Origin of the sequence: Roseovarius confluentis (genome assembly GCF_002917925.1) — a bacterium.
In the GTDB taxonomy this organism is placed as follows: Bacteria; Pseudomonadota; Alphaproteobacteria; order Rhodobacterales; family Rhodobacteraceae; genus Roseovarius; species Roseovarius confluentis.
Genome location: NZ_PPFE01000004.1, coordinates 250,828 through 267,089 on the forward strand (window position 1 = coordinate 250,828; position 16,262 = coordinate 267,089).

The 16,262-nt window shown below is 64.0% G+C and carries 18 protein-coding genes; 10 read left to right on the plus strand and 8 right to left on the minus strand.

Going from position 1 to position 16,262, the window contains the following annotated elements; all coding sequences use genetic code 11:
* Window positions 1-6: 6 nt before the first annotated feature.
* Window positions 7-1,314, minus strand: a complete 1,308-nt coding sequence (hisD, locus tag C2I35_RS11640) for a histidinol dehydrogenase (protein WP_103763215.1) — start codon at window positions 1,312-1,314, stop codon at window positions 7-9.
* Between the two features lie 184 nt (window positions 1,315-1,498).
* Window positions 1,499-2,212 (minus strand): site-2 protease family protein, encoded by a 714-nt coding sequence (locus C2I35_RS11645; RefSeq protein ID WP_103763216.1) that lies wholly within the window; start codon window positions 2,210-2,212, stop codon window positions 1,499-1,501.
* 121 nt (window positions 2,213-2,333) lie between these two features.
* On the opposite strand from C2I35_RS11645, the gene C2I35_RS11650 reads away from it, so the two are divergent.
* The gene (locus tag C2I35_RS11650) at window positions 2,334-3,026 is read left to right on the plus strand and encodes an NAD-dependent deacylase (RefSeq protein ID WP_103763217.1); all 693 of its coding nucleotides are present in this window, start codon (window positions 2,334-2,336) and stop codon (window positions 3,024-3,026) included.
* A 65-nt stretch (window positions 3,027-3,091) separates the two neighbouring features.
* Here C2I35_RS11650 and C2I35_RS11655 read toward each other — a convergent pair whose 3' ends face one another.
* Window positions 3,092-3,691: a hypothetical protein gene (locus C2I35_RS11655; RefSeq protein ID WP_103763218.1), complete on the minus strand. Its 600-nt coding sequence runs from the start codon at window positions 3,689-3,691 to the stop codon at window positions 3,092-3,094.
* A 118-nt stretch (window positions 3,692-3,809) separates the two neighbouring features.
* Between C2I35_RS11655 and C2I35_RS11660 the strand changes: the two genes are divergently transcribed.
* The 3 genes from C2I35_RS11660 to C2I35_RS11670 all read left to right on the plus strand — a co-directional run bounded on the left by C2I35_RS11660 (window position 3,810) and on the right by C2I35_RS11670 (window position 6,403).
* Entirely contained in the window at window positions 3,810-4,247 is a 438-nt protein-coding gene (locus C2I35_RS11660; RefSeq protein WP_103763442.1) for a DUF1330 domain-containing protein, read from the plus strand.
* 22 nt (window positions 4,248-4,269) lie between these two features.
* Window positions 4,270-4,932: a phosphoglycolate phosphatase gene (gene gph / locus C2I35_RS11665; RefSeq protein WP_103763219.1), complete on the plus strand. Its 663-nt coding sequence runs from the start codon at window positions 4,270-4,272 to the stop codon at window positions 4,930-4,932.
* 184 nt (window positions 4,933-5,116) lie between these two features.
* Complete coding sequence (locus C2I35_RS11670; protein ID WP_103763220.1) at window positions 5,117-6,403, plus strand: acetylornithine deacetylase/succinyl-diaminopimelate desuccinylase family protein; 1,287 nt, start codon at window positions 5,117-5,119, stop codon at window positions 6,401-6,403.
* Window positions 6,404-6,551: 148 nt separating this feature from the next.
* Here the strand turns inward: C2I35_RS11670 and panC are convergent, their stop codons facing one another.
* Together panC and panB are read right to left on the minus strand one after the other, a co-directional pair.
* A complete protein-coding gene (panC, locus tag C2I35_RS11675; protein WP_103763221.1) occupies window positions 6,552-7,394 on the minus strand; it encodes a pantoate--beta-alanine ligase in 843 nt (280 codons plus the stop codon).
* Window positions 7,391-8,218, minus strand: coding sequence for a 3-methyl-2-oxobutanoate hydroxymethyltransferase (panB, locus tag C2I35_RS11680; protein WP_103763222.1), 828 nt, complete (start codon window positions 8,216-8,218; stop codon window positions 7,391-7,393). Before panB ends, panC begins: the two co-directional genes overlap by 4 nt.
* A gap of 261 nt (window positions 8,219-8,479) precedes the next feature.
* Between panB and C2I35_RS11685 the strand changes: the two genes are divergently transcribed.
* The 3 genes from C2I35_RS11685 to C2I35_RS11695 all read left to right on the plus strand — a co-directional run bounded on the left by C2I35_RS11685 (window position 8,480) and on the right by C2I35_RS11695 (window position 11,236).
* A complete protein-coding gene (locus C2I35_RS11685) occupies window positions 8,480-9,259 on the plus strand; it encodes a hypothetical protein (RefSeq protein WP_103763223.1) in 780 nt (259 codons plus the stop codon).
* Window positions 9,256-10,422: a winged helix-turn-helix domain-containing protein gene (locus C2I35_RS11690; RefSeq protein WP_245890473.1), complete on the plus strand. Its 1,167-nt coding sequence runs from the start codon at window positions 9,256-9,258 to the stop codon at window positions 10,420-10,422. The genes C2I35_RS11685 and C2I35_RS11690 overlap by 4 nt, the downstream gene beginning before the upstream one ends.
* A 73-nt stretch (window positions 10,423-10,495) precedes the next feature.
* Complete coding sequence (locus C2I35_RS11695; RefSeq protein ID WP_103763224.1) at window positions 10,496-11,236, plus strand: glucose 1-dehydrogenase; 741 nt, start codon at window positions 10,496-10,498, stop codon at window positions 11,234-11,236.
* A gap of 377 nt (window positions 11,237-11,613) precedes the next feature.
* Here the strand turns inward: C2I35_RS11695 and C2I35_RS11705 are convergent, their stop codons facing one another.
* From C2I35_RS11705 to C2I35_RS11715, 3 genes are read right to left on the minus strand one after another with little or no spacing between them, the layout of a single operon-like run.
* Window positions 11,614-12,573: a KpsF/GutQ family sugar-phosphate isomerase gene (locus C2I35_RS11705; RefSeq protein WP_103763226.1), complete on the minus strand. Its 960-nt coding sequence runs from the start codon at window positions 12,571-12,573 to the stop codon at window positions 11,614-11,616.
* Between the two features lie 51 nt (window positions 12,574-12,624).
* Window positions 12,625-13,545 carry an oxygen-dependent tRNA uridine(34) hydroxylase TrhO gene (gene trhO / locus C2I35_RS11710; RefSeq protein WP_103763227.1) on the minus strand — a complete coding sequence of 307 codons (921 nt, stop codon included), beginning with the start codon at window positions 13,543-13,545 and terminating at the stop codon, window positions 12,625-12,627.
* 47 nt (window positions 13,546-13,592) lie between these two features.
* Complete coding sequence (locus tag C2I35_RS11715; protein ID WP_170067191.1) at window positions 13,593-14,141, minus strand: NADPH-dependent FMN reductase; 549 nt, start codon at window positions 14,139-14,141, stop codon at window positions 13,593-13,595.
* 160 nt (window positions 14,142-14,301) lie between these two features.
* Here C2I35_RS11715 and pncA point away from each other — a divergent pair, with 160 nt between their 5' ends.
* Genes pncA through C2I35_RS11730 form a run of 3 tightly spaced genes read left to right on the plus strand, consistent with a single transcriptional unit; the run spans window position 14,302 to window position 16,250 of the window.
* Window positions 14,302-14,898, plus strand: coding sequence for a bifunctional nicotinamidase/pyrazinamidase (gene pncA / locus C2I35_RS11720; protein ID WP_103763444.1), 597 nt, complete (start codon window positions 14,302-14,304; stop codon window positions 14,896-14,898).
* Window positions 14,891-15,481 (plus strand): uracil-DNA glycosylase family protein, encoded by a 591-nt coding sequence (locus C2I35_RS11725; RefSeq protein ID WP_103763229.1) that lies wholly within the window; start codon window positions 14,891-14,893, stop codon window positions 15,479-15,481. The genes pncA and C2I35_RS11725 overlap by 8 nt, the downstream gene beginning before the upstream one ends.
* On the plus strand, window positions 15,474-16,250 hold the full coding sequence (locus C2I35_RS11730; protein WP_103763230.1) for an SseB family protein: 777 nt from the start codon (window positions 15,474-15,476) through the stop codon (window positions 16,248-16,250). Before C2I35_RS11725 ends, C2I35_RS11730 begins: the two co-directional genes overlap by 8 nt.
* Window positions 16,251-16,262 lie beyond the last annotated feature (12 nt).

A 16,262-nucleotide genomic window follows, 5' to 3' on the forward strand; every position in this document is an offset into this window, starting at 1 on the left:
GTAGTCCTATCCTTTGGAATTCGCGGTGAGTTTCGCAGGTCCGGCCAGTTTGTCCAGCCGGATATCGGCGGCCAGCGCGTGGCCTTCCATCCGTTCGGCGCGGCTGATGGCGGCGCTGGCACGGGCAAGGTCCTGCACGGCCTCGTCCGACACGGTCTGCCAGGTCACGGTTTTGAGGAACTTGTGCACCGAAAGCCCCCCGGTATAGCGGGCGGCACCGGACGTGGGCAGCACGTGATTGGTGCCCGACGCCTTGTCGCCGAAGCTGACGGTGGTGTTCGCGCCCAGGAAAAGCGAGCCGTAAGCGGTGAGCCGCTCGCGCCACCAGCCGAGGTCCTCGGCCATGACCTGAAGATGTTCGGGCGCCTTGGCATCGGCGTAGTGCGCCATGTCCTCGGGCGTGTCGCAAAGCACGATTTCGGCCAGGTCGTCCCATGCCTGGCTGGCGGCGGCGCGGTTCGGGCCCGGAAGCGCGTCAATCAGCTCGGGCACGCGGGCCAGGACCGTGTCGGCCAGCATGCGGTCGGTGGTGGCAAGCCAGACGGGGCTGGTCGTCCCATGTTCGGCCTGGCTGACCAGATCGACGGCCACGACCTCGGCATCGGCGGTGTGATCGGCGAGGATGAGGCTGTCGGTTGGACCGGCGAACATGTCGATGCCGATGGGGCCGAACAACTGGCGCTTGGCTTCGGCGACATACGCGTTGCCGGGACCGACAAGGATATCCGCGGCGGGTGCCCCGAACATGCCGAAGGCCATGGCGGCGATGCCCTGCACCCCGCCGATGCACAGGATGCGCGTGGCACCGGCAAGATGCATGGCGTAAAGCATCGCGTCGGGAATGCCCGCGTCACCGTTTGGAGGCGAGCAGGCGGTGATATCGGGCACGCCCGCCTCGCGGGCGGTTGCGATGGACATGAGCGCCGAGGCGATATGGGTGTAGCGTCCGCCGGGCACGTAGCATCCGGTGGCCTGCACGGGGATCTGTCGCTGTCCGGCGATCAGGCCGGGGCGCAGCTCGATCTGCATGTCCTGCGCGGTGGCGCGTTGCGCAGCGGCAAAGCGCGAGATGTTGTCGTGGGCCCAGCGGATGTGATCCCTGAGGTCTTGCGGGACGCGCGCGATGGCGGCCTCGATGGTGGCGGCGGGCACGGCGACCTCGCCGGTCCAGCCGTCAAGCTGGCGGGCATATTCCAAGGCTGTCTGGGCTCCGCCGGCCCTTAGCCGGCCGAGCATGACCTGAACGGTGTCCGCGATGTCGGCGGCGGTTTGGGGGGGCTGACCGGGGGCGGTCTTGAGATGGGTAAGGGGCATGGCAAATCTCCTGTCCCTATCCCGATTGCGCCGATTGTAGCTTTCAAGCAAGGGTCGTGATCCCTGCGCGCACCTGTTTTTCCAAGGCCGGAAGAGCGTTTTCGGAAAAGGCGAAACTGCGACCGGGGCAGAAGAATATTCGTACGAATATTCTTTGCCGCGAAAATTCGTACGAATTTTCGTGTCAGGCGGGACGGCCGCGCAGCATGGCGAAATGCTTTGGGATCGAAGGAATGAAGAACAACAGCCACCATCCCATGCTGAACGCGATCAGCATTCCGGGGATCCACAGGATCGACAGCACGAGGCCGATACCGCCCGTCACCGCCATCGCAACTTGTTGTGGGGCAAGCCGCAGCATCAGAAGATGCAACAGCTTGCCACCGTCCAGAGGCTGTACCGGAAAGAGGTTGAAGATGGCCAGAAAGCCGTTGATATGGGCGAAAAGACCGAGATACTCGGCGAACTGTGCCTGCGGCGAGGAGAGGATCAGCATCGGATCGGTGTAGCCCGATGCATTTGCGAAAACGCTGTCCCAAAGCGCATCCGAGGCCAACGATGCCAGCGCCCAGAGGACGAGGTTCACGATCGGTCCCATCGCCACGATCAGTTCCTGCTGATGCGCCGTCGCCGAGCGGGCGCGTTCGCAGAAACCGCCGCCGCCATATAGCATGACCCGGCGGACCGGCACGCCCTGGACAACGCAGGCCCAGGCGTGGCCCATCTCGTGCAGGAAGATCGAGACCATGAGCATGGTGACGGACGCCGCCGTCCACGCGATGTCACCGCTGCCCGTGTAGGCAAAGAAGGCCAGCAGCAAGAAGATCGAGCTGCCGATCTGAACCGGAACGCCGAAGGGACCGCGAAATTCGAAAACGGGGTTGGTATCCTGGAACAAAGTTTTCTTCCTTTTGCCGGTATCTGGCTGTCGTCGGCATGGGCTGCATGGTTTCAAAGGAGCTTGTAGAGGTTAATGTGAGCAGAACTGTGGCAGGCGGTGACGAGGTGATGGAATTGCCATGACGAAGATTGTGATCCTGACCGGGGCCGGGATATCCGCCGAAAGCGGCCTGGGCACGTTCCGTGACGAGGACGGGCTCTGGGTGCAGCACCGGATCGAGGACGTGGCGACGCCGGAGGGGTTTGCGCGTAATCCCGCGCTGGTGCAGACATTTTACAATGCGCGAAGGGCGCAAGCCGCTGGCGCGCGGCCCAACCCGGCCCACAAGGCGCTGGCGCGGTTGGAGGCCGAGCATGACGGCGAAGTGCTGGTGATCACGCAGAATGTCGATGGTCTGCACGAGGCCGCCGGAAGCCGTAACGTACTGCATATGCACGGTCAGCTGGACCAGGCGTTGTGCCACGCCTGTGGTCATCGCTGGCCCGCGCCTGACGAGATGCGCATCGAGGATGCCTGCCCCGAATGCGGGCGGTGCCAGACCCGGCCCGATGTCGTGTGGTTCGGCGAGATCCCTTATTGGATGGACCGGATCGACCCGGCGTTGGCCGAGGCGGATATCTTTGCCGCGATCGGAACCTCGGGCAACGTCTATCCGGCGGCGGCCTATGGTCAGCACGCACGGCGGATGGGCGCGCATACGGTGGAGCTGAACCTGGAGGTCTCCACTGCTTCGCGCGACTTTGATGAGCACCGCCGTGGACCGGCCAGCGAGGTTGTGCCGCTTTGGGTGGACGAGGTTCTGAACGGGTGAACCGGCTCCGCCCGCTCGGCCCGATGTTGAATTGCAGGCGGGCGACAGGAGGCCGGGCGCTTCGGTCAGCCGCCGAGATGGCTGGAGAATTCCACCACGATCGGGTCGAAGCTGATGTTGCGGATTGACGTGTCGCCGTGGGGGTTCTGGTCGGTTGATATGTCGTCGCCCGTGGTGTCGCTGAGATAGGTGACCGCATTCAGATACCCCGGCAGATTGCGCTGGGTCAGGATAAGCCCGCCATCCTCGGCCGGACCGATGGTGGCACAGCCGATGGGCGCGCAGCCGGGTACGGACCGAAGGCGCGTGGTGGCGATGGGATCGGTGATGATACGGCTGACGAAGCGGGCCCCGTCGGAGGGTTGCCAGCGCCAGACCTCGGTGGGCGCGGTGCGGATCGACGTGGCGGTGCCGTCGCCGCCGTCTTCGCGAGCGGAGAAGATCACCGATGCGAAGACGGCCCGCCCGTTCCGTCCGATGGTCAGTTCGGTGCCCAGCGTCATGATCGGACCGTTGCCGTCGAAATCCCGGTCGGCGCCGGAACGGGCAACCGTTGGTACGATGTCGGCGGTCAGGTCGCGCAGGACGATGGTGCCTTCTTCGGCGAAAGCGGCGGGAATGGCGGTGGTAATTGCAATGAAAGTCAGTGTGAAAAGGCGTTTCATGGCAAAGGCTCCTTTGAAGGTTGATGGATATGTGTCGATCCGGACGGTGCCGGGGTTCAACCATGCTTTCCTTTCCGGCTCGCGCCGGGCAGGGTGGCGGCACGACAGGAGAGCGCAGATGACAGGCCATATTGACCCCACGAAAGAGTGTTTCGCCCGATTCCGCGAGATGGAGAGGCCGGGCCCTGTGCATATGCTGAACCTCGTGAGGCTGCGGCAGGTCGCGGCCTACGAAGACGGGACGCAGGGGACGGGCGCCGAGGCCTATGCGGCCTATGGTCGGGAGAGTGCGCCGGTGCTGCGCGACTTGGGCGGACGGATCGTCTGGGCGGGCCAGCCGGAACTGATGCTGATCGGGCCGGCGGACCAGGCCTGGGACATCGCCTTCATCGCGGAGTATCCCAGCGTGTCCGCCTTTGTCGGCATCTTGCGCGACCCTGCATATCGCACGGCCGTGCGGCACAGGCAGGCGGCGGTGGCGGACTCGCGACTGATCCGAATGCGCCCGGGTATTCCCGGCGCCGGGTTCGGGGACATGACGATGGTCGAGGGCTGAGGGTGTTGCAGGGCGAACGAGTATGAAGCAGGCGGTCGTCTTTGACCTGGACGGGACGCTGATCGACAGCGCGCCGGACATTCATGCCGCAGCCAACACGGTGCTGGAGCGTCGGGATATCGCGCCTTTCACGCTGGCCGAGGCGCGCGGTTTCGTGGGCCACGGCGCGGCGGTATTCGTCGAACGTTGCCTGTCGGCGCGTGGATTGGCCGCGGACACGGTGTTGCAGGCGGAGGTCCTGGACGAGTTTCTGGCGCTATACGAGGGCGCCGTTCACCTTACGTTGCCATATCCAGGGGTGGTGGCTTGCCTTGACGCTTTGGCGGCCGAGGAGCTGGACCTGGCGGTCTGCACCAACAAGCCGGAAGGGCCAACCGCGGCGGTGCTGACGCATCTGGGACTGGACCGGCATTTCGGCGTGGTGGTCGGTGGCGATACTATGGCGGTGCGCAAACCCGACCCTGCGCCGCTGCTCGAGGTCATTGCGCGGGTCGGGGCAGCGAGAGTTGTTTTCGTGGGCGATAGCGAAGTCGATGCCGAAACCGCCGCGCGGGCCGAGGTGCCGTTCGCTCTATACACCGAGGGGTATCGCAGGACCTCGGCAGAGGAGTTGCCGCATGACGCGCGGTTTGATGCATTTGGTGACCTGCCCGCCATCGTGAGGCGGTTGCTGGCCGTAGGCTGAGCGCTTTCAATTCGTGGTGGCGCTGCTAGGCTGTGCCAAAGCGGGGCGCCCGAACAGAGCGAGCGGGGAAGATGCGAACACTGTCGAACACATCGCGTGTCGAAAACCTGCGCGGTTTTGTAGTCCTGTCGCGTTTTGCGAGTTCCCGGACCGGCACCGAGACTCGGGCCAAGGGGGCAGGGGCATGAGCGCAGACCTGAGCGCAAGATTACTGGCCGAGGTGGCGGCGCGGCGCGAGGATCTGGTGGCACTGACACAGGCGTTGATCCGCATCCCGACACTGAACCCGCCCGGGGCGCTCTACCGCGATATCTGTGATCTGCTGGACAGGCGGTTGCTGAAATCCGGGTTTCACACCGAACTGATCCGGGCCGAGGGTGCCGTGGGCGACAGTGACCGGCACCCGCGCTGGAACATCGTGGCGCGGCGCGAGGGCAGCGGCCCGGGGCAATGCGTGCATTTCAACAGTCATATTGACGTGGTCGAGGTGGGCCACGGCTGGACGGTCGACCCGTTCGGCGGCGAGGTGAAGGACGGCCGCGTCTATGGCCGGGGTGCCTGTGACATGAAGGGCGGGTTGGCGGCCAGTATCGTCGCCGCCGAGGCCTTCATCGCGGTCTGCCCCGAGTATGCCGGTGCCATCGAGATCAGTGGCACGGCGGACGAGGAATCGGGCGGGTTCGGTGGCGTCGCCTACCTGGCCGAAAAGGGATATTTCAGCCCCGACCGGGTGCAGCACGTGATCATACCCGAGCCGCTGAACAAGGATCGCATCTGTCTGGGACATCGCGGCGTATGGTGGGCCGAGATCGAGACGCTGGGCGAGATTGCCCATGGCTCGATGCCGTTCCTTGGCGATTGCGCGGTGCGGCACATGGGGGCGGTCGTGGCGGAGATGGAAAAAAGCCTGTTCCCGGCACTGGCGCAGAAGCGCACGGACATGCCCGTGGTGCCGGAAGGGGCAAAGCAGTCGACGCTGAACATCAACTCGATTCATGGCGGCGAGCCGGAACAGGACATGGATTATACCGGCCTGCCCAGCCCCTGCGTGCCCGACCGGTGCAGGATGGTGATCGACCGGCGGTTCCTGATTGAAGAGGATATTCGCGAGGTCGAACAGGAGGTTCGCGCCGTGTTGGAACGGGTGCGCGCGGGCCGGGCCGGGTTCGACTATACGATCAAGGCTATCCACAGTGTCGAGCCCACGATGACTGAGCGGGATGCGCCGGTCGTAGGCGCGGTGGCAGGCGCGGTCGAAACGGTTTTCGGACGCGAAGCGCAGTACGTGGTCAGCCCCGGCACCTATGACCAGAAGCATATCGACCGGATCGGGCGGCTGAAAAACTGCATCGCCTATGGGCCGGGCATACTGGACCTGGCGCACAAGCCAGATGAATACGTCGGTATAGACGATATGGTGGAAAGCGCGCAGGTCATGGCGTTGGCGTTGCACGGGTTGTTGAGGGCGTAGGGTGGGTGACAACCCACGCCGAGCGGGCTTGTGTCGAGGCACTCGGGTTTCGCCTTAGCTGCCAAACCACTTGATTTTGTGCCCAAGGCGAAGCCTGGCGGGATGTCGCGCTGAACACGGAAAGAGCAAGACCGTGTCCGGAGCGGTGTCAGACCGCGATGTTGTCGATGAGCCGCACGCCGGCAAGGTGCGCTGCCGCGAATAGGCGCGCGGGCTGCGTGGTGTCCGAGACGCTGCGCAAATCGGACTGGGCGCGCAGGTCGAGATAATCGACCTTCGTGAATCCGGCCTTGAGCAGGCGGGCCGTTGCGGCCTCGCGCAAGGGGTCGAACGCGTCACCGCGGGAGAGCCCCGCGGCAATCTCTTCCATTTCCTCGTGCAGGCGCGGGGCCGTGGTGCGGGCCCGGTCCGACAGCAGCAGGTTGCGCGAACTGAGCGCCAGCCCGTCGATGTCACGGATCGTGGGACAGCCATGCACGGTCACGCCCAAGTCGAGGTCGGCGGCAAGGCGGCGCACCACGAGGAGCTGTTGAAAGTCCTTCTCGCCGAAGAACGCATCGGTGGCGGAGGTCTGGGTGAACAGCTTGGTCACCACGGTGGCGACCCCGTCGAAATGGCCCGGGCGATAGGCGCCGTCCATCACGTCGGTCAGGCCAGAGACCGACACGCTGGTCGCAAAGCCGTCCGGGTAGACCTGATCGCCGCCGGGCACCCAGAGCGCGTCTATGTCGAAGCGGGCGAGCTTTCTTGCGTCGTCGGTCTCGGTCCGGGGGTAGTTGGCCAGGTCCTCGGGGTTGTTGAACTGCTTGGGATTCACGAAGATCGTCACGATGACGTGGTCGCAGGTCTTTTTAGCCGCCGCCACCAGCGAGAGATGTCCGTCATGTAGCGCGCCCATCGTCGGCACCACGCCGATACGGGCACCGGCCCGCAGCCATGGCGCGGTGGTGGCGCGAAGGTCGTCCAGTTGCCGCAGGATCGGCGCCGTCATTTTTCGGGGGCCTTGTCCGCGAACATATGCTCTTCGGCCGGAAAGGCGCGGGCGCGGACCTCTTCGGCATAGGCGGCTATCGCCTTTTCCGCGTCTTCGCCCAAGTTGGCGTAGCGCTTGACAAATTTCGGCTTGAAGGCGGTAAAGAGCCCGAGCATGTCGTAATGCACGAGGACCTGGCCGTCGCAACCCGCGGAGGCGCCGATGCCGATGGTCGGAATCGCGATCTCCTCGGTGATCTCGTCCGAAAGACTGGCGGGCAGCTTTTCCAGGACCACCGAGAAGGCGCCGGCATCCGCCACCGCGCGGGCGTCGCGCAGGACCTGTCCCGCGCCGGCGTCACGGCCCTGAACCTTGTAGCCGCCGAGCGTGTTGATCGATTGCGGCGTCAGTCCGATATGCGCCATGACCGGCACCCCGCGGGCCACAAGAAAGGCGATCGTCTCGGCCATGTGCACGCCGCCCTCGAGCTTGACCGCGGCGCAGCCGGTTTCGGCCATCATGCGCGACGCGTTGCGAAAGGCCTGTGCGGGGCTTTCCTCGTAAGAGCCGAAGGGCATGTCCACGACCAGCATCGCGGACTTGAGCCCCCGGGCCACGGCCTGTCCATGCATGATCATCATCTCCATGGTCACGGCCAGCGTGTTCTGCATGCCATGCAGGACCATGCCGACGCTGTCGCCCACGAGGACGAAATCGCAATGGGCATCCATCAGCTGCGCCATCGGCGTTGTGTAGGCGGTCAGCGATACGATGGGCGTGCCACCTTTCATGGCGCGGATATCGTCTGGCAGGGGGGCAGATTTGCGGGCTGTGGCGCTCATGGGACATTCCGGCATTGGCTTCTTGCGAGATGACCTAACAGGTAAGTGACAGCGAATCCAGTATGGAAGCATACGTGAGCAAGGCCCTGATATCCGGGCGAATTACGCGAAATGGCCAGACGCTTGCGCGGCACTGGCGCGGCAATTCGGGGCGACGCGTCGGGAAGGGGCTTTCAAACCGTTGGAGAATCCTTACGTTGACCAGACGGGATCCGACCACGCCCCCTGCGACACCCTGCTGTTCAGGATAGGAGACTTTCTTTGCGCCTTCTTGCTGTTTTCGCTTGGCTGATCGTGGCCGGCACCGGACTTGCCATGGCCCAGGAAAAGGCCACGGAAGCCGAGCGGCAGGAGGTGATCCGACTGTTGGGGCAACTTCCCGACATCGCACCGATCCGCGAGGATTTGCGCCTGCTGGGGTTCAGCGGCGAGAACCTGGAGTTGGCGGTGGACCAGGCAGAACTGCTCTACCGTGATCCGGTGATCGCGGGCTATGTCGCGGACCAAGTGATCGCCGCGTTCGAGGATCCGACCGCTGTGCGGGTTTCGGATGGCTTGATGTGGCCGTTAGTCGAGCGCGGGCTGGGCCATCTGCCGACGCGAGATCTGAAGTTCTATTACACCGTCGAGCGCAAGATCATGGAGACGCTGACGATCCGGCAATGCGGCATGGCGGTAAGTAACCGGATGCGCCCTGCAAGGTTTGCTGAACTGACGTCGCGCGTGGCGGCGCGGCTGAACACCGACGCGTTGCAGAAATATTACCGTATTCAGGCGAAGGCGGCCCGGGTTGGGGCGCGCCGTGCGCCGATCAGGTTGAGCGATGCGACCACTCAACGGGTCGAGGACCGCATCCAGGCCAGCATGACCCGCAGCATCCAGGCCACCGACCGGGCGCCGAGTCTGATGGTGGCGATGATGAATCTCGACCAGGCCAGAAACACCGAAGCCTGCGCCATCGGGCGGCTGTTCATGAACACAGTTCTTCAGTTCGAGGGCCGCGCCCTGCGCGAAACGCTGGTGTATATGAGCCGGCCGTGACCGCGGCGCTGAGGATCGGCAACCGGGCCGCACGGCGGCTTTGGCTGCATGCCAACGGGCTGGCTGATGCGCCGGGCGGGCCGGTGGATGTAATGGACATGATCCGGCGTCTGGGGTTCGTGCAGATCGACACGATCCGAAATGTCACCCGCGCCCATCACCATATCCTGTGGAGCCGCAACCGGAACTATCGCGAGCGGCAGTTATGGCCGCTTCTGAAGAACCGGCAGCTGTTCGAGCATTTCACGCATGACGCCTCGCTGATCCCGATGGAGGTGCTGCCCTATTGGCAGCGGCAGTTCCGCCGGCTTGGGAGAAAGGTTGCGCGGTCCGATTGGTATCGTTCGGGGCTGGGTCAAGAGGAAGTGCGGCGAATCCGAGAGCGGATCGCGCAGGAGGGGCCATTGTCGACCCACGCGTTCGACACCAAGGCGGAAAGCCGGGAAATGTGGTCGCGCCCGCCCCACAAGAAGGCGCTGGATCAGATGTGGTATGCAGGCGATTTGGCGACCTGTCACCGCGAGAATTTCGTGAAGTACTATGACCTTGGTGAGCGCGTATTCCCTGTGGATCTCCGGCGCTGCCCGGGCGAGGAGGTGTCGGCGGACTGGCTTTGTGATTCCGCGCTCGACCGCCTGAGTATGGCCACGGTGGGCGAGGTGCAGCGGTTCTGGGAGGCGATGACCGCCCCTGAGGCAAAAGCCTGGTCCGAGCGTCGCCGGTTGGTGCCCCTAGAGGTTGAAGGCGCGGACGGCACGTGGCGACAAGCCTGGGGCGTGGATGATATCGAAGACCGGCTGGCGGCGGCGGAAAGCGTGTCGTCGCATTTGCGCCTGCTCAACCCGTTCGACCCGGCGATACGCGACCGGGCGCGTCTGGAGCGGTTGTTCGGGTTTGCCTACCGAAACGAGATGTTCGTGCCGAAGGATCAGAGGATCTGGGGATACTACGTGTACCCTCTGCTGGAGGGCGATCGGTTTGTCGGGCGGCTGGAACTGAAAGCCGACCGGGCGGCGGGGTGGATGCAGGTGACGGGGTTCTGGCCGGAGCCGCGGGTCAAGTGGACCCCGCAGCGGTTGGCCAAGCTGGAGCGCGAACTGGAGCGCTTCGCTCGACTGGCGGGGATCCGGGACGTGTGCTGGAGCGTGTCGCGCCCGGTGTGATCCGTAAGATAGGGGTTGCGCCTAGGGCCAGCGCAGAGTGCCATGTGCCGAACGACGGCAAGGGAGGATTCAGATGCGATTGCAAGGAAAGACGGCGGTGGTCACCGGCGGGGCGAGCGGCTTTGGCGCAGGGATCGTGCGCAAGTTCATCGCCGAGGGTGCGCAGGTGATGATCGCGGACCTAAATGGCCCCGGCGCGATGGCCCTGGCAGAGGAACTGGGCGCAGCGGCCTGTCCGGTGAACGTGGCGGACCCGGCGAGCATGAAGGCGCTGACGCTGGCCACGGAGATGACGTTCGGCTTGCCGGATATCGTGGTGAACAATGCCGCAGTTACCCATCTGCCGACACCGGCGGAAGAGGTGACCGAGGAGGATTTTGACCGGGTCTTCGCGGTCAATTGCAAGTCGGTCTACCTTTCGGCGCAGAACTTCGTGCCGGGGATGAAGGCGCGAGGATCGGGCGTGTTCCTGAACGTCGCCTCCACCGCCGGGGTCAGCCCGCGGCCGAAACTGAACTGGTACAACGCATCGAAAGGCTGGATGATCACGGCGACCAAGGCACTGGCGGTCGAGCTAGCCCCCGAAGGTATAAGGGTGAATGCGCTGAACCCGGTGGCGGGCGAGACGCCACTCTTGAAATCCTTCATGGGCGAGGACACGCCCGAGATGCGGGCAAAGTTCCTGAGCACTATCCCACTGGGGCGGTTTTCGACGCCCGAGGATATGGGCAACGCGGCGTCCTTCCTGTGTAGCGACGAGGCGAGCATGATCACGGGCGTCTGCATGGAGGTGGATGGCGGGCGCTGCATTTAGGCGAGTGCATTGTCCGCGCGGAAAAAGGATAGAAAAAGTGCATTATCTATCACGGAAATTGTGCAGATGCGCGGCTGCGCCCGGGGCATAGAGCCTGTTCGTTTGAGGCCGGAGGCTTTGCGGATATGCGAAAGACCGGATTGCGGGCGCAAGGTCCATCAAAAAAGCGCTGATTTCCGGTGCGACGGGACGGCACTCCACGCCCTGCTTGCCCAGGGCCGCGATCAGATCACTGCGTGAAATGAAGTGGTCGCGAAGCACATGGATCACATAATCCGTGGTGCCTTGAAAAATGCTGACGAGATTGATGGCAATGGGCCGTTAATCGGCAACCACAATTATCGGCTGACAGACCAGAGGGACCTGCTGCGCTCGGCTCAGGCAACGCCAGCGCGCAGAGCATCGTGGATGTGGACGAGACCGCGCAGTTGGCCGGTGTCGTCCACGGCGAAAAGTGCGCTGATCTTGTTGGTGTTCATAACGCCGAGGGCTTCGATCAAAAGAGCTTCGGGCGCGATCGTACGGGGATCGCGCGTGGCGACTTCGCCTGCGCTGCGGGACATCAGACTGTCGAGGTTACGCCGGAGGTCACCGTCGGTGATGATCCCGGTCAAGCGTCCATCTTCAACCAATGCCGCGACGCCGAACCCCTTGGCCGTCATCTCGATCAGTGTTTCGGACATCGGTGTATCCGGAAGCACTGTGGGAAGCGCGTCGCCTGTATGCATGACCGCGGAGACCTTCAGCAGCTGTGCGCCCAACGTGCCGCCGGGGTGGAAGGTAAGAAAGTTCTCGCGCTCGAATCCGCGCAGTTTCATCATGGCCACAGCCAGCGCGTCGCCCATCGCCATGGTGCAGGTGGTTGAGGTGGTGGGCGCCATGCCGATGCCGCAGGCCTCGGGTGCGTCGGGCAGCGTGAGAACGTGATCGGCCTGTCGCGCCAGCGCGCTGTCGGGTTTCTTGGTAATTGCCACCAGCGGGATCGAGAACCGTGCGCAGTGGGCGATGATATCCGCCAGTTCGCGCGTTTCGCCGGAGTTGGAAATCAGGATCACGGCGTCCTGGCGCGTGACCATGCCGAGATCGCCATGGCTGGCTTCGCCCGGATGGACATATTGCGCCGGCGTGCCGGTGGAGGCGAAGGTCGCCGCGATCTTGGCCGCCACGTGGCCGGACTTGCCCATGCCAGACACGATGACCCGCCCCGGCACCTCAAGCAGGCGGTCGACCACGGTGTCGAACGTCTCGGACAGGGTGTCGCGCATCAGGTCGAGCGCATCGCGTTCGATGGTCAGCACGTCACGCGCAATGTCGGTGGGAGTCGGAGTGTCCGTCATGTGGATCGCTTTGCTAAGGTGCGCCGAGCCTGTCCGAGCGGGCGGGGCCGGTCAAGCCTCGTCCTCGTGGACAATTTTGATGTGGGTCGTGCCGCGGGCTTCGGCCAGGGCCATTTGTTTCTGGCGTTCGCGGAAGCGGTTCTTGTCCGCCTCGGTGGTCTCATGCGCGCAGAGGTGGCAGGCGACGCCCTGTTCGTACTCTGGGCGCTTGGTGTCTTCTGGCAGGACGGGGCGGCGGCAGGCGTGGCACAATAGGTGCGGTCCTTCCTTCAGTCCGTGGCCCACCGACACGCGGCCGTCGAAGACGAAGCATTCACCCTGCCAGGTGCTGTCCTCCGGCGCGACCTCCTCCAGGTATTTCAGAATGCCACCCTTGAGGTGGTAGACGTCTTCGACGCCTTGGCCCAAGAGGTAGTTGGTCGATTTCTCACAGCGGATGCCGCCTGTGCAGAACATCGCGATGCGCTTGTTGTGGAAGCGGTGCTTGTTTTCCTCCCACCACGCGGGGAAGTCGCGGAAGCTTTCGGTTTTGGGGTCGATGGCGCCGTTGAAGGTGCCGATCGCCACCTCGTAGTCGTTGCGCGTGTCGATCACGGCTACGTCCGGCGAGCGGATCAGGTCGTTCCAGTCGGTCGGATCAACGTAGTGTCCGACCTTTGCGACAGGGTCGACTTCGGGTTGACCCATCGTGACGATCTCTTTCTTCAGGCGCACCTTGAGGCGGCGGAAGGGCTGCGACGCGGCGGTGCTTTCCTTCCACTCCAGGTCGTCACATCCCGGCAGCGCTCGGATATGGGCGATAACAGAGCCGATCCCGGTGCGAGGACCGGCGATCGTGCCATTGATGCCCTCATGCGCCAGCAGCAGGGAACCCGATATCTTTTCCGCCTCGCAGAGGGCAAGCAGCGGCCCCTGTATGGCGGCGGGATCTTGGAACCGGGTAAAGTGGTAGAGCGCGGCGATGGTGTACATGCGCCGCGATCTACGCCCTTCGGTAGAATTCGGCAAGACCCGCGAGGTCAGCCTGCCGCGGTGCTCGTCAGGCGCTTCAGTTGCTTGGTGATGAAGTCCCGCGTGTTGCCGTCGGTCAGCTTGCCGTCCTCGATCTTTCCGGCGGAGCCGCCGATGGCGATCTCGAACCCGGCCTGAACGTTCGCGTTGATGACCGAGAGAACCTGGCGCAGGTCGTAATGCGCGGTGAGGCCTGCCGTGGCACCCGGCGACTGGGTGATGATCAGCGTGGGTTTGCCCGAGAAGGGCGCGTTCGGCTCTTTCGACATCCAGTCGATGGTATTCTTCAGAACGCCCGAGGTACCGCGGTTGTATTCCGGTGACACTACGATGATGGCGTCCGCAGCGGCCAGCTTCTCGGCCAGGTCGCGGACAGGCTGAGGTGCGGTATCGCCGTCCTTGATGTCCTCATTGTAAAGCGGAATGTCGGCAATGTCGTGCCGGGTGACCGTCACGCCTTCGGGAACGAGGTCTTGCAGGGTGTCGGCCACGGACGTGCTGTGGCTGCCCTTGCGAAGCGAGCCGCTTATGGTGGCGAAATTCAGTGTTTTGGTCATGGTCATGTCTCCTTTGACATCAGACATAATCGGTTTGTGGATGAAGGAAACAGAAAGGTTCGCAGGCGTTCTCTGCGTTGGCGCACAGAAGTGAGGCTGGCGTTGACCATTGCGCATCGCTGCTTCAGGGTCCGGCGCGTGTTCGCAACAGGAGAGACTCATGCCAAAGGCCCTGATCGTCATCGATGTGCAGAACGATTTCTGCCCCGGGGGGGCGCTGGCCGTCGAGGGCGGAGACCGGATCGTGGCCGGGATCAACACGATGATGCGGGATGCGGGCGCCGTGATCCTGACGCAGGACTGGCACCCGGCCGGGCATTCGTCGTTCGCGTCGAGCCACGACGGAAAAGCGCCGTTCGAGGTCATCGACATGCCCTATGGCTCGCAGGTTCTGTGGCCGGACCATTGTGTACAGGGGACGAAAGGCGCCGCGTTTCATTCCGACCTGGAAACCGACCGCGCCGACATGATCGTGCGGAAGGGATATAACCCGGCGATCGACAGTTACTCGGCTTTCTACGAGAACGATCACGAGACACCCACCGGCCTGCATGGCTACTTGCGGACCCGCGGAATCACCGAGTTGGTAATGGTCGGTCTGGCCACGGATTTCTGCGTGAACTACTCGGCGGTGGATGCAGCACGGCTGGGTTATCCGGTGACTGTGCTGCGTGATCTGTGCCGAGGGATCGACCTGGACGGGTCATTGGAGATCGCGCTGAAGGACATGCGTGCGGCGGGTGTAACGCTTGCCTGAGGGCCTGATCCGAGAAATCGAAGCCTGCCGTATCTGCGCTGACCGTTTTGCCTTAACGCAGACCGCCCATGCGCCGCGCCCTGTCGTGTGGTTCCGGCCCGGGGCGCGAATCCTCATCGCGGGCCAGGCGCCGGGCATGCGGGTGCACCAGTCGGGCAAGCCATTCGACGATCCGTCGGGCGACCGGCTGCGCGACTGGCTGGGAATGACGGCGGAGCAGTTCTATGACATGCGCCGGGTGGCGGTGATCCCGATGGCGTTCTGCTTTCCGGGGTATGACGCCAAGGGGTCAGATTTGCCACCGCCGAAGATCTGCGGCCAGACTTGGCATGACCGGGTGATGGCGGCCTTGGGCGAGGTCAAGTTACGGGTGATCGTGGGGGGCTATTCGCATCGCTACCACCTGGGCGAGAAGGGACCGGTGACCGAGACGGTGCGCAACTGGCGCGATTATGCGCCGGGGGTTTTCCCCTTGCCGCATCCGTCGTGGCGCAATACCGGGTGGCTGAAGAAAAACCCGTGGTTCGAGGCGGAAGTTCTGCCAGCACTGCGGGAAGAAGTGAGGCGCGCACTGGATGACTGAAACGACACATTTGGACCGGGCTCATGTGGCGATGGAAGCGGGCGGCGAGGCCGAGCGACTGCGATACTACCAGACGTTGGCGGCGGCGGAACTGTTCCTGCTGCTGGAGGCGGAGGCCGAAGAGGATGATGTTGTGCCGCAAGCCTTCGAGGTGGAAGGTCGGACTTTCGTGCTGGCCTTTGATACCGAAGAGCGACTGGCAGAGTTTGCCGGGGCAGAGGCGCATTACGTCGCGCTTTCGGGTCGGGCAGTTGCCGAGATTCTGGCCGAGGCAGGGCTGGGCCTTGGCCTGAACCTCGAGTCCGGGCCGCAGGCAGCGTTGTTGCCGAACGAGGCGATGGTCTGGCTGGCCGAAACGCTGGCCGAGGGTCCCGAAGAGGTGGAAGCGCAGCCGGATTCATTTCATCCGCCCAAGGGATTGCCCGAAGCGCTTGTTACTGCGCTCGACGCACGGCTGGCGGCGGCGGGCGGTCTGGCGGAACTGGTGTATCTCGTGGGTGTGACCTATGACAGCGGGGCCAAGGGTCACCTGCTGGGCGTAGTGGATGCCGTGCCCGAGGCGGAGCCGGCCATTGCGCGAGCCGTGTCGGAGGTGCTGGCGCTTTCCGGACTGGAGGCCGGATTGCTGGACGTGGGATTTTTCCGAAGCTCGGACCCGGCCGCGGCGCGCATGGCATTGGTGGGGCTACGGTTTGACTTGCCCAAGGCTGAAGAGGCGAGGCCGTCGACACCGGGGACCGATCCAGCGAAGCCGCCAAAGCTGCGGTAAGGAATTTTTTCC